The following is a 13,529-nucleotide window of genomic DNA, read 5'->3' as shown; positions in this document are numbered from 1 at the left end:
CAACAGCACGGTCACGCTCAACAGCAGCACCGCGATCTCCGGCGTCGCCACGCTGCAGGGCGGCACCGGCGACGACAGCGTCACCGTCAGCGCCGGTGTGACCGGCTATGCGGGAACGCTGGTGGGCGGTGGCGGCAACGACACCGTCACCGCCACGAATGGCACCAATGCCTGGAGCATCACGGCGGCCAACACGGCCACCCTGAACGCGACCACGGTGTTCAGCGGCTTCGGCACGCTGACCGGCGGCAGCGGCGCGGACAGCTTCACGCTGGCCAGCGGGGTGGCCAGCTTTGTCGGCTCGCTCGCCGGCGGCGGCGGCACCGACACCCTGGCCGCCACGAACGGCAGCAACAGCTGGAACCTGCTGGCGGCGGGCGGCGGCACGCTCAACACCGACACCCTGTTCAGCGGCTTCGAGTCGCTGGCCGGCGGCACCGGTGCCGACAGCTTCGTCCTGGCCAGCGGCCTGTCCAGCTTCGCGGGCTCGCTGTCCGGCGGCAGCGGCACCGACACGCTGGCGGCCACCGATGGCAGCAACAGCTGGGCGATCAGCGCCGCCAATGCGGGCACGCTGAACACCAGCACCAGCTTCAGCGGCATCGAGTCGCTGGCCGGCGGCACCGGCGCCGATGGCTTCACCCTGGCCACGGCCGTCACCAGCTTCGTGGGCACGCTCAGCGGCGGCGGTGGCACCGACACGCTGGCGGCCACCAATGGCACCAATGCCTGGGCCCTGTCCGCCGCGAACACCGGCACGCTGAACACCACGACGGCCTTCAGCGGCATCGCGTCGCTGACCGGCGGCAGCGGCAACGACACGTTCACGCTGGCCAGCGGCCTGGCCAGCTTTGGCGGCAGCCTCAGCGGTGGCAGTGGCGGCACCGACGCGCTGGTGGCCACCGACGGCGCCAACACCTGGCAGATCAGCGCGTCGAACACCGGCACGCTCAACAGCAGCACCGCGTTCAGCGCGATCGACAGCCTGGCCGGCGGCAGCGGCAACGACGACTTCACGCTGGCAGCCGGCGTCAGCACGCTGGCCGGCACGATCAGCGGCGGTGGCGGCAGCGACAGTGTCACGGCCACCAACGGCGCCAACAGCTGGCGCCTGACCGGCTCGGCGGCGGGCACGCTGAACACCACCACGGTGATCAGCAACGTCGGCAACTGGGTGGGCGGCAGCGGCGCCGACACGCTCAACGGATCGAACACCGGCACGGCCTACTCGGTCACCGGCGCCAACGGCGTCTCGGCCAGCGGCGTGGCCATGTCCTCGGTCGAGAGCGTCGCAGGCGGCACCGGGGCCGACAGCTTCACGATGGCGGCGGGGGTGTCCACCTTCAGTGGCGCGCTCAACGGGGGCGGCGGCAACGACACGCTGGCCGCCAGCAACGGCCTGAACAACACCTGGGTGCTCAGCGCCAACGGCGCGGGTTCGCTGAACACCAGCACCAGCTTCAGCAACATCGAGACCATCACCGGCAGCACCGGCACCGACAGCCTCACCGGCGTGGCCAGCGGCAGCAGCTACGCGATCACCGGAGCAGGCGCGTTCACGGTGTCGGGCATCGCCTTCTCGGGCTTCGACGCGGTCACCGGCGGGGCTGGCAACGACACCTTCACCTTCAACAGCGGGGTCAGCAGCTTCGGCGGCACGCTGGGCGGTGGTGGCGGCACCAACACGCTGGCCTCGACCGGCGGCACCACCTACAACTGGCGCATCACCGGGGCCAATGCCGGCACGCTCAACACCACCACGGCCTTCACCGGCATGCAGACGCTGTCGGGTGGCACGGGCGCCGACAACTTCACCGGCGCCGGCGGCAGCCTGTCGGGCACGCTGACCGATGCGGCCGGCACGGCCGGCTCGATCGCCGGCACGATCCAGACCGGTGGTCAGCAGCGCTACCAGGCCGCCACCACGCTGGCGGCCGACGCCACGCTGAGCGCCACGACCGGCGACATCCGCTTTGACAGCACGCTCAACGGCGCCCACGACCTGGGCATCAGCACGGGCGGCAGCGGCACCACCCGCTTCATCGGCGACGTGGGCGGCACCACCGCGCTGGCCAGCCTGACGATCGGCAGCTCGGGCAGCACCGTGCTCACCGCCTCGCAGGTGCGCACCACCGGCAACCAGACCTGGGGCAATGCGCTGACCGCCACCGGCGGCAGCCTGGTTGCCAGCGCCGGCAACATCACCGCCAGCCAGGGCACCAACCAGCTCAGCGGCACGATCACCGCCACCGGCCAGGATGTCTCGCTGCGCAGCGCCGGCAGCTTCACCGCGGCGCTGGATGCCAGCGGCAACGCCACGCTGCGCGCGGGTGGCACGCTGGGCGCGCGCGGTGCCGTCGACGGCAGCCTGACGGCCACCTCCGGCACCAGCACCGCGCTGGGCGCGCTGACGGTGGGCGGCTCGGCCAGCCTGGCGGCGCCGGGGGGCATCACCCAGAGCGCCAACCTCAGCGTGGCCGGCACGCTGTCGGTGGATGTCGACAGCGGCACGGTCACGCTCGACCGTGCGGGCAATGACTTCGGTACCGTGGCCGTCACCCAGGCGGGCGTGGCCACGATCACCGATGCCAACAGCATGTCCGTGGGCAGCTCCGCCGTCAGCGGCACGCTGACCCTGTCGGCGCCGGGCACGATCACGCTGAGCGGCCCGGTGTCGGGCGCCGCGGCCCTGGTCAAGCAGGGCAGCGGCACGATGCTGGTGGCCAGCGCGCAGTCCTACAGCGGCGGCACCCAGATCGACGCCGGCACGGTGGCGGTCCAGGGGGCGGGCACGCTGGGCAGCGGTGCGGTGGATGTCGCGTCGGGCACCACGCTGGACCTGCGTTCGGGCGCGGCCATGCCCAATGACGTCACACTGGACGGCGGCCGACTGGTCACCAGCGCTGGCAACGCCAGCCTGAACGGCAACCTGACGCTGAATGCGGCCACCACGGTCGATGTGGCCTCGGGCAGCACCCTGACACTGGGTGGCCCGGTCGGCGACGGCGCCGCCTCGGTGGGCCTGACCAAGACCGGCGCCGGCACACTGGCGCTGAACGGCAGCGCCAGTTTCGACGGCAGCTTCACCGTCAGCAACGGCGTGCTGGCCGTGGGCAGCAGCGGTCTGCTGAACAGCCAGGGCGCCCTGGTGGTGGACGCGGCCGGCGGCGTCACGCTGGGCTCTGCGCAAAGCGTGGGCTCCTTGGCCGGAGCCGGTCAGGTCGACCTGCAGGGCCAACGGCTGACGGTGGGGGCCAACAATGCCTCGACCACCTTCAGCGGCGACCTGCTCAGCACCGGTACCGCCACGGGCGGCCTGACCAAGGTGGGCAGCGGCAACCTGACGCTGTCGGGCAGCGCCAGCCACCAGGGCTCGACCCAGGTGCTGGCGGGCACTCTGACGGCGGCGTCGTCGCAGGCCCTGAGCGCCGGCAGCACGGTCAACGTGGCCGCGGGCGCCACGCTGGACCTGGACGCCAGCGCCACCGCCGGCGCGCTGTCGGGCGAGGGTGCGGTCAAGCTCGACAGCTTCACGCTGACGGCGGGCGGCAACGGCGCCAGCACCAGCTTCTCGGGCAGCTTCAGTGGCGGCGATGCCAGCCAGCTCGTGAAGCAGGGCAGCGGCACGCTGAGCCTGGCGGGCAGCAGCAGCGCCACCGGCCAGGTGACGGTCGCCGCAGGCACGCTGGCGTTGGCCAGCGCGGGCGCGGTCGGTGCCATGGGCGTGCAGGTGGATGCCGGCACGACGCTGGCGCTGCAGACCGATGCGTCGATCGGCTCGCTGGCTGGCGCGGGCCAGGTGGGCCTGGGGTCCCACACGCTGGAGGCGGGCGCCAACCAGGCGAGCACCACCTTCTCGGGCCAGGTCAGCGGCGACGCCGCATCGGCCCTGGTCAAGACCGGCGCCGGCACGCTCACGCTCAGCGGCAGCAATGCCGTGCTGGGCACGACGCGGGCCGCGCAGGGCGTCCTCAACCTGGCAGGCGGCGCGGCGGTCGATGACAGCGCGACGCTCAGCGTGGACAGCGGCGCGCGGGTCAACCTGGCCACCGACGAGACCGTCGGCGCCCTCGTGGGCGCTGGCGCCGTGACCCTGGCCGGCGCCACGCTGACCACCGGCGCCAACGACGCCGCCGCCACCTTCAGCGGTGCGATCAGCGGCAGTGGCGGCCTGACCAAGGTGGGCAGCGGCGTGCAGGTGCTCTCGGGCAACAACAGCTACAGCGGCACCACCACGGTCAGCGCCGGTACGCTGCAGGTGGGCGCCGGCGGCAGCAGCGGCACGCTGGGCAGCGGCGCGGTGGTCAACCAGGCCACGCTGGCCGTCAACCGCAGCGATGCGCTGACGATGGCCAACCCGATCAGCGGTGCCGGGCAACTGGTGCTCAACCAGGGCACGCTGACGCTGTCCAGCGCGGCCAACAGCTACACCGGCGACACCCTGGTGCGCGGCGGCCAGCTGAAGACGGCCGGCGCCGAACGGCTGCCGGACGCGACCGACCTGGTCGTCTCGGCGCCGGGCAGCGTGGTGCTGGGTGGCAACGAAACCGTGGCCAGCATCAACGCGGCCGGCCCGGTCACCGCGGCGGGCAACATCACCACGGCGGGCGACCAGACCTACCAGAACGGCCTGATCCTCAACGGCAGCAGCGGCCAGACGCTGAGTGGCGACGTCATCGTCGCCACCAGCGGCGCGAACGACCTGGGCAGCCATCCGGTGTCGATCCAGGCGCGTCAGGTGCAACTGGCCAACGACAAGGCGCTGGTGCTGGGCGAGGTGACGCTGGCCGAGGGCGGCAGCGTCGAGGCCGCCAGCCTGCGCCTGAGCGGCGACGTGACGCTGCAGGGCGGCCGCACCACGCTGACCGCCACCGGCAAGCCCGATGACGCGAAGTCCGAGACCTATGGCGACGGCACCGCGCTGGTGCCCACGCTGAGCAATGCCAAGCTGCGCACCGCGCAGGGCATGGTGGTGCAGGACAGTGGCACGGCGATCACCGTCCAGACCAACGCCACGCTGGACGTGGCGGCCACGCAGGGCGGCTCGATCTCGCTGGCCAGCGATGCCAACCGCTTCGACGGCGCGCTGTCGGTGCTCAGCGGCCCGAGCTTTGGCACCGCCTGGCTGCCGGGCGAGGCCACCTTCGAGGGGCGCACGGTGGGCGTGCAGTCCTTCATCAACGTGGCCGGCTCCACGGTGCACCTGGGTGGCAACGGCATCGAGGGCGACCTGGTCCAGGTCCGCGCCGACCAGCTGGCCACGCAGGGCAGCTCGGTCATCACCGCGCGCCTGCCCTACGACGATGTGGTGCTCGGCACGCTGAACTCGGCCCCCAGCCTGACGATGATCCTGGGCGAAGGTGCCTACACGATCAGCCAGAGCTTCGGTGGGGTCGGTGACCAGGCCCTGCGGGTGGCCGTGGGCACCCGGGCCACCGGCAACCGCACGACCGGCCCCAATGCCGGCTTCCTGACCATCCGGCCCAAGGGCGGCGCGCGCGGCAGCACGGCCATCTTCCTGCAAGGCCAGGAGGTGGTGCTGACCGATCCCACCGGCTACCGCCTGTTCCACGACGGCGCCGGACAGCAGAACGAGATCCCGGTGATCTACAACCAGCTGCTGCCCGAGACGCCGCAGGTCTCCGGCGCGCTGTCCTCGGTCGCGGCGGTGTCCGAAGAAGCCCGTCGTGAGCGCTTCGAAGAAACGGTCCGCACCGAGAACGTGTCGGTGCGCCTGCGCTCGGGCGTGATCGCCGAGGTCGGCCCCGGCAGCCCGGCGACCACCGGCACCCAGGGCGCCAAGCCGCCCGAGGTGTGCACGCCGGGCGCCGGCATGGCCTGCGAGGAGGCGCCGCGCAAATGAGCCGACATCCGGGTCAGCGCGGCCGCCGCCGCGCCTTGCGGCAGCTCGGCGGTGCCCTCGGTGCCTGGGCTTCGGGCCTGGCGGTGCCGGCCTGGGCACAGGGGTACGGCGCGCGTGCGCCGTCGCCAGCCGCCAGCGACCCGGTGGCCGCCGCGGCACCGCCGCAGCCGGCGCCTGTGCCTGGATCCTCTGCCACCGACGGCTCCGAGGTGCGCCTGGCCCTGCTGCTGGGCAACCGCCAGTACCCCGAACCCTTCGACCTGCCGCCGATCCCGAAGAACCTGCGCGACCTCAAGGGCGCGCTGGAGCACCGCGGCTTCCAGGTCACCGATGCCCTCGACCGCGACCTCGCCTCGTCGCGCGCCGCGATCGACGGCTTCATCCGCCTGGCGCAGACGGCACCGCCCAACGCCACGCTGCTGTTCTATTTCTCGGGCCACGGCGTGCAGATCGACTCGGCCAACCTGCTGCTGCCGGCCGGCCTCAGCCCGGCGCTGCAGTCCGACGCGATGCGCAAAGGCTCGCTGCAGCTGCTGTCCGATGTGGTGGGCCGCCTGCCGGAGCGGCCCCAGGGCCAGGTGATCGCGGTGGTCGATGCCTGCCGCACCACACTCAAGCAGGCCACCGAGGACGCCGGCCTGAACCAGGTCGAGGCGCCGCCGGGCTGCGTGATCGCGTTCTCCACCGGTGCTGGCCGGCCGGCCATCGCGCCCGCGGTCGAGACGCAGAACACCTTCTACACCGGCTCGCTGGTGCGGCTGCTGGCCAGCACCTCGGACGAGACCTCGTTCAGCGAACTGTTCCAGCTGGTCAAGCAGGACGTGCGCGAGACCATGCTCAAGCACCCGGTCGAGGCCATCCGCAAGCTGGCCCAGGACCCGTTCATCGCCGACAACAGCCGCTCGCGCGTGACCCTGGCGCCGCGCTCGGTGCGCGAAACGCGCGGCCCTCGCTTCGCCAACCGCAACGAGGAGGCCGACTGGCAGCGCCTGCAGGAGGCCACCTGGCCGCCCGAGGTGCTGCAGCTGGCCGACGCCTACCTGCGCGACCACCCCGACAGCAAGCTGGCTGGCGCGGCCAAGGTGGCGCGCACCGGCTCCGACAACGCCGCGCGGCTGCTCAAGCGCAGCGATGTGCGCCTCTACAAGAGCGCGTTCCAGTTGCAGGACGGCCTGTCCGAGGACGAGCGCCGGGACATCGCCCGCGCCGGCATCGGCGACAAGGACGCGGCAGCACGCATGGGCCGCCGGGCGATGGCCAAGGGCGGTGCCGGCCTGCAGCGCTACGAGGGCTGGCTGCAGTACGCGTCGGCGCTGGGCAACGGCATTGCCGCGTATGAGCTGGCGCTGCACTACCGGCGCCAGGAGCAGCCGGTGATGGCCTCGCGCTACGAATCCATCGCGCGCGAACTGGGCTACAACCCGCCGACCTCGCTGGACAACGTGCGCAAGTAGCCGCCGCAGCGCTTCAGCCGTGCAGGCGGCTGCTGCGCGGCACGCTGGCCAGCAGGAACTCCATCTGGTCGGCCAGGATGCGCCGCCCACGCAGGATCATGTCCTCGTGCAGGCTGGGCACGTAGGGCGCGTACAGCAGGCTCATGCGCGCCTCCTCGGGGGTGCGGTTGCCCTTGCGGCCATTGCAGGCGCGGCAGGCGGTGATGCAGTTCATCCAGGCGTCGTGCCCGCCGCGCGAGACCGGCTGGATGTGCTCACGCGTCAGCGCATCAAAACCGAAGTGGTGGCCGCAGTAGGCGCACAGGTGGCGATCGCGCGAGAAGAGCTTGGGATTGGTCAGCGCCGGCGCGGTGCGCCAGGCGCGGCTGGGGATGCTGCCGCGCACCGCGATGATCGGGTGCAGTTCGATCTGCGACAAGCGACCGGTGCTGCGCTGCATGCCGCCGCGCATGATGTGGAAGGCCTGGCCCAGCGTCCAGGCCACCGCGTGACTGGCGTAGAGCGTGGCGGCCTCCTGCAGGCTGATCCACGCCTGCGGGCGACCCGACACATCGAGCTGAAGCACATCCGGCACGGTCGAGCTCCTTTCGGCGTCCAGCATAGCCCGGGCCGGCCACCCGACTCAAGCGCCAGGGTTAACCCTTGGATTGACGCCAGGCCTGGCCGCTTAGGGCGCTGACCCTAGAAAAATGCACGCCCTGAGGCTGGCACGGTCGTTCGAAATCTGCAAAATAGAACGACCGTTCGTATCAAACCCAGCCGTGTCCACCGCCCCGACCTCCACCGCCGCCCCGCGCCGCGCCGCCACGCGCGGGCTGCACAAGGGCCAGCAGACGCGCGCCGCCATCCTGGAGGCGGCATTGGGACTGGCGTCGTCGGTGGGCCTGGAGGGCCTGTCGATCGGCGCGCTGGCCGAGGTCACCGGCATGAGCAAGTCGGGCGTCTTCGCCCACTTCGGCTCGCGCGAGGAACTGCAGATCTCGGTGATCCGCGAGTACCACACCAAGTTCGAGGAAGAGGTCTTCTTCCCCGCCATCCGCGAGGCCCGCGGCCTGCCGCGCCTGGGTGCGCTGTTCGGCAACTGGGTGCGCCGTGTCTCGGTCGAGATCGACTCGGGCTGCATCTACATCAGCGGCGCGGTCGAGTTCGACGACCGGCCCGGCCCGGTGCGCGACGCGCTGGCCAGCATGGTCCGCGCCTGGCACCTGGCGATGGAGCGCGCGATCCGCATCGCCATCGATGAAGGCCACCTGCGCGCCGACACCGACCCGGCGCAGATGCAGTTCGAGGTGCACGGACTGATCCTCGCGCTGCACCACGACGCGCGCTTCCTGCGCACCCCCGGCTCGCTCGAGCGCGCCCGGCGCGGCTTCGTGCGCACCGTCACCGATTACCTGGCCGACGGCACCGTGCTGCCGGCCGATTTTCCCCCGACCAGCGCCCCTCGGCGCTGACCTTCGCCCCCAGGAGAACACCATGCCCCAGTACAACCCGCCCCTGCGCGACATGCAGTTCGTGCTGCACGAGTTGCTCGACATCGGCTCGGTGCTGAAGGAGCTGCCGCCGCATGCCGACACCGACGCCGACACCATCAACGCGGTGCTCGAGGAAGGCGGCAAGTTCGCCGCCGAGGTGCTGTTTCCGCTGAACCTCAGTGGCGACGCCGAGGGCTGCACGCTCGACAAGACCACCCACGAGGTGACGCCGCCCAAGGGCTTCAAGCAGGCCTATGCGCAGTACGTCGAAGGCGGCTGGCCGGCGCTCAGCTGCGACCCCGAGTACGGCGGCCAGGGCCTGCCGCACACGGTGAACCAGTGCTTCTACGAGATGCTCAACAGCGCCAACCAGGCCTGGACCATGTACCCGGGCCTGTCGCACGGCGCCTACGAGGCCCTGCACGCCCACGGCACGCCCGAGCAGAAGGCGCTGTACCTGCCCAAGCTGGTCAGCGGCGAGTGGACCGGCACCATGTGCCTGACCGAGCCGCACTGCGGCACCGACCTGGGCATGCTGCGCACCAAGGCCGAGCCGCAGGCCGACGGCAGCTACCGCATCACCGGCCAGAAGATCTTCATCAGCGCCGGTGAGCACGACATGGTGCCCAACATCGTGCACCTGGTGCTGGCCCGCCTGCCGGACGCGCCGGCCGGCTCCAAGGGCATCTCGCTGTTCATCGTGCCCAAGTTCCTGGTCAATGCCGACGGCTCGGTCGGCGCACGCAACGGCATCCACTGCGGCGCGCTCGAGCACAAGATGGGCATCCACGCCAATGCCACCTGCCAGATGATCCTGGACGGCGCCGTGGGCACGCTGGTGGGCGAGCCCAACAAGGGCCTGCAGGCGATGTTCGTGATGATGAACGCCGCCCGCCTGGGCGTGGGCAACCAGTCCTTGGGCCTGACCGAGGTGGCCTACCAGAACGCCGTGGCCTATGCCAAGGACCGGCTGCAGATGCGCGCGCTGTCGGGCCCCAAGGCCACCGACAAGCCGGCCGACCCGATCATCGTCCACCCCGACGTGCGCAAGATGCTGCTGACCGCCCGCGCCTTCGCCGAGGGCGGCCGCGCGCTGGCCTGCTACACCGCGCTGCAACTGGACATCGAGCTCAACCACCCCGACGAGGACGCCCGCCGTGCCGCCGCCGACGAGACCGCGCTGCTCACGCCGATCATCAAGGCCTTCCTGACCGACAACGGCTGGCTGGCCACCTCGCACTGCATGCAGGTCTTCGGCGGCCACGGCTTCATCCACGAGTGGGGCATGGAGCAGTACGTGCGCGACGCGCGCATCAACATGATCTACGAGGGCACCAACACCATCCAGTCGCTGGACCTGCTGGGTCGCAAGGTGCTGGGCGACAACGGCAAGAAGCTCAAGGCCTTCGGCAGGAAGATCGCCGAGTTCGTGGAAGAGGAAGGCGTGCGCGAGGACATGCAGGAGTTCATCAACCCGCTGGCCGACCTGGGCGACAAGGTCACCAAGCTGACGATGGAGATCGGCATGAAGGCCATGGCCAACCCCGACGAGGTGGGCTCGGCCGCGGTGGATTACCTGCGCGTGGTGGGCCACCTGACCTTTGCCTACTTCTTCGCCCGCATGGCCAGGCTGGCCCTCGACAAGCAGGGCAGCGGCGACCCGTTCTACACCGCCAAGCTGCACACCGCGCGCTTCTACTTCGCCAAGCTGCTGCCCGAGACGGCCACGCTGATCCGCACCGCCCGCGCCGGCGTGGCGCCGCTGATGGCGATGGACGAAGCCCTGTTCTGAGCGCACCATCCTTCAGGCCGGCAGAGAAACGGCCGATGTGACGAACGCCCCGATCCCCGGGGCCCCAACCGGAGACCGAACCGATGAAGCGCATCCTCAGCACCCTCGCCCTGCTCGGCGCCAGCGCCGCCTTTGCCCAGGCCACGCCGGCCGGGCTGTGGAAGACGATCGATGACGACGGCAAGACCGAGAAGTCGCTGGTGCGCATCAGCGAGTCCGGCGGTGTCTACAGCGGCAAGATCGAGAAGATCTTCGACCCCGCCAAGCAGAACGCGGTGTGCGACCAGTGCACCGACGAGCGCAAGGGCCAGCCGGTGACCGGCATGCAGATCCTGCGCAACCTGCGCCAGGGCGAGGACAAGGGCGTGTGGGAAGGCGGCGAGATCCTCGACCCCAACAACGGCAAGACCTACCGCACCCGCCTGAAGCCGATCGACGGGGGCAAGAAGCTGGAGATGCGTGGCTACATCGGCCCGTTCTACCGAACCCAGACCTGGATCCGTGTCGAGTGAGCCTCGGGCGGACGAGTTTTCCTAGGAGATGCAATTGAGCCGATTCAATGTTCGCAAGGTGGCCGTGCTGGGCGCCGGCGTGATGGGCGCGCAGATCGCCGCCCACCTGGTCAACGTGCGCGTGCCGGTGGTGCTGTTCGATCTGCCTGCCAAGGAAGGCCCGAAGAGCGCCATCGCGCTCAAGGCCATCGAGAACCTGAAGAAGCTCAAGCCCGCCCCGCTGGGCACCCCCGACCTGGCCGCGCGCATCCAGCCGGCCAACTACGAGGAGCACCTGGCGCTGCTGGGCGAGTGCGATCTGGTGATCGAGGCGATCGCCGAGCGCATGGACTGGAAGCTCGACCTTTACACGAAGATCGCCCCGCACGTGGCGCCGCACGCGATCCTGGCCTCGAACACCTCGGGCCTGTCGATCACCAAGCTGGCCGAGGCGCTGCCCGAGGCCATCCAGCCGCGCTTTTGCGGCATCCATTTCTTCAACCCGCCGCGCTACATGCAGCTGGTTGAGCTGATTCCGACGCCCACCACCGACGCTGGCCACCTTGACCAGCTGGAGTCCTTTGTCACCAGTACCCTGGGCAAAGGCGTGGTCCGGGCCAAGGACACGCCGAACTTCATCGCCAACCGCGTGGGCATCGCCGGCATGCTGGCCACGATCCACGAGGCGCAGCAGTTCGGTTTCACCTACGACGTCGTCGACGACCTGACCGGCAAGAAGCTCGGCCGCGCCAGCTCGGGCACCTTCCGCACCGCCGACGTCGTGGGCCTGGACACCATGGCGCACGTCATCAAGACGCTGCAGGACAACCTGGCCGATGATCCTTTCTTCCCCAGCTACGCCACGCCGGCCGTGCTGTCGGGCCTGATCGCCCAGGGCGCACTGGGCCAGAAGGCCGGCGCGGGCTTCTACAAGAAGGTGGGCAAGGACATCCTGCGCCTGGAACCCGCCGCAGGCGAATACGTGCCCGCCGGCGCCAAGGCCGATCCGCTGATCGACCGCATCCTGAAGAAGCCGGCCGCCGAGCGCCTGAAGCTGCTGCGCGAGAGCACCAACCCGCAGGCACAGTTCCTGTGGGCCATCCTGCGTGATTCGTTCCACTACGTGGCCGTGCACCTGGCGGACATCGCCCAGACCGCGCGCGAGGTGGACTTCGCGATGCGCTGGGGCTTCGGCATGAAGCAGGGCCCGTTCGAGCTGTGGCAGGACGCCGGCTGGCAGCAGGTGGCGCAGTGGGTGAAGGACGACATCGAGGCCGGCAAGGCGCTGTGCAGCGCACCGCTGCCCGCCTGGGTCTTTGACGGCCGCACCGGCGTGCATACCGCTGAGGGCAGCTGGAGCGCCGCCGAAGGCCGCTATATCGGCCGCTCGACGCTGCCGGTCTATGCCCGCCAGCACTTCCCCGAGAGCGTGCTGGGCAGCGGCGCGGTCGATCCGCTCAAGAGCGGTACCGAGGTCTTCCGCAACGACGAGGTGCGCCTGTGGACGCTCGACGGCGAGGTGCTGATCGCCAGCATCACCTGCAAGATGCACCTGATCGGCACCGGCGTGATCGAGGGCCTGGCCAAGGCGGCCGACCTGGCCGAGGCCAGCTACCAGGGCCTGGTGATCTGGTCGCCGGACGAGATGTTCTCGGCCGGCGCCAACCTCGAGTCGCTGCTGCCGGTCTTCATGAAGAGCGGCGCCAAGGGCATCGCCCCGGTGGTCAAGCAGCTGCAGGACACCATGCTGCGCCTGCGCTACGCCCAGGTGCCGGTGATCGCCGCGATGCGCGGCATCGCGCTGGGCGGCGGCTGCGAGATCGGCCTGGCCTGCGACCAGCGCGTGGCCCACATGGAGACCTATGTCGGCCTGGTGGAAGTGGGCGTGGGCCTGCTGCCCGGTGGCGGCGGCCTGACCTACATCGCCCGCCGCGCCGCCGAGCGCGCGCCGGCCGGCGCCGACCTGCTGCCCTTCCTGAAGGACGGCTTCCAGGCCGCGGCCATGGCCACCGTGGGCACCAGCGCGCTGGAGTCGCGCCAGCTGGGCTACCTGCAGGACGGCGACACCATCGTCGCCCACAAGGACGAGCTGCTGTTCGTCGCCATCAACCAGGCCAAGGCGGCCTGGGCGGCGGGCTACCGCCCGCCCGTCAAGGGCCTGTTCCCGGTGGCCGGCCGCAACGCCATCGCCACGATCAAGGCGCAGCTGGTGGGCATGCGCGACGGCGCCTTCATCACCAAGCACGACTTCCACATCGCCAGCCTGATCGCCGAGGTGGTCTGCGGCGGTGATGTCGACGCCGGCACGCTGGTCAGCGAGGAATACCTGATGACGCTGGAGCGCCAGCGCTTCTGCAGCCTGCTGGAGCATCCCAAGACGCAGGAACGCGTGATGGGCCTGCTGCAAACCGGAAAACCCGTGCGCAACTGATCGGCAGCGAACAAGGAATCAAG

Annotated in this window: 7 protein-coding genes; 6 read left to right on the top strand and 1 reads right to left on the bottom strand. The window is 70.6% G+C overall.

Translation table 11 applies throughout. The features are described from left to right. A partial coding sequence (locus KAK03_RS15410) for a beta strand repeat-containing protein (RefSeq protein ID WP_210854947.1) occupies positions 1-5,863 on the top strand: 5,863 nt, incomplete at its 5' end. Further along, the gene (locus KAK03_RS15405; RefSeq protein ID WP_210854945.1) at positions 5,860-7,317 is read left to right on the top strand and encodes a caspase family protein; all 1,458 of its coding nucleotides are present in this window, start codon (positions 5,860-5,862) and stop codon (positions 7,315-7,317) included. The genes KAK03_RS15410 and KAK03_RS15405, both read left to right, overlap by 4 nt. Before the next feature lie 13 nt (positions 7,318-7,330). Here the strand turns inward: KAK03_RS15405 and KAK03_RS15400 are convergent, their stop codons facing one another. Then, positions 7,331-7,891 (bottom strand): HNH endonuclease, encoded by a 561-nt coding sequence (locus KAK03_RS15400; RefSeq protein ID WP_310738623.1) that lies wholly within the window; start codon positions 7,889-7,891, stop codon positions 7,331-7,333. A gap of 187 nt (positions 7,892-8,078) precedes the next feature. Here KAK03_RS15400 and KAK03_RS15395 point away from each other — a divergent pair, with 187 nt between their 5' ends. The 4 genes from KAK03_RS15395 (at position 8,079) to KAK03_RS15380 (ending at position 13,506) form a co-directional block, all read left to right on the top strand. Beyond that, complete coding sequence (locus tag KAK03_RS15395) at positions 8,079-8,771, top strand: TetR/AcrR family transcriptional regulator (RefSeq protein WP_310738622.1); 693 nt, start codon at positions 8,079-8,081, stop codon at positions 8,769-8,771. Positions 8,772-8,793: 22 nt separating this feature from the next. After that, complete coding sequence (locus KAK03_RS15390) at positions 8,794-10,584, top strand: acyl-CoA dehydrogenase C-terminal domain-containing protein (protein WP_210854939.1); 1,791 nt, start codon at positions 8,794-8,796, stop codon at positions 10,582-10,584. 83 nt (positions 10,585-10,667) lie between these two features. Beyond that, complete coding sequence (locus tag KAK03_RS15385) at positions 10,668-11,096, top strand: DUF2147 domain-containing protein (RefSeq protein WP_210854938.1); 429 nt, start codon at positions 10,668-10,670, stop codon at positions 11,094-11,096. Between the two features lie 34 nt (positions 11,097-11,130). Continuing rightward, positions 11,131-13,506 (top strand): 3-hydroxyacyl-CoA dehydrogenase/enoyl-CoA hydratase family protein, encoded by a 2,376-nt coding sequence (locus KAK03_RS15380; RefSeq protein WP_210854936.1) that lies wholly within the window; start codon positions 11,131-11,133, stop codon positions 13,504-13,506. The last annotated feature ends 23 nt before the right edge of the window (positions 13,507-13,529 follow it).

Source organism: Ideonella alba, from assembly GCF_018069845.1.
In the GTDB taxonomy this organism is placed as follows: domain Bacteria; phylum Pseudomonadota; class Gammaproteobacteria; order Burkholderiales; family Burkholderiaceae_C; genus Ideonella; species Ideonella alba.
The sequence above is the reverse complement of the archived record's forward strand: the minus strand, read 5'-3'. Positions and strand labels throughout refer to the sequence as shown.

What these genes read in the sequence shown, in the direction of transcription:
- KAK03_RS15405 (WP_210854945.1), top strand. Translation starts at nt 5,860, where the DNA reads ATGAGCCGACATCCGGGTCAGCGCGGCCGCCGCCGCGCCTTGCGGCAG.
- KAK03_RS15385 (WP_210854938.1), top strand. Translation starts at nt 10,668, where the DNA reads ATGAAGCGCATCCTCAGCACCCTCGCCCTGCTCGGCGCCAGCGCCGCC.
- KAK03_RS15390 (WP_210854939.1), top strand. Translation starts at nt 8,794, where the DNA reads ATGCCCCAGTACAACCCGCCCCTGCGCGACATGCAGTTCGTGCTGCAC.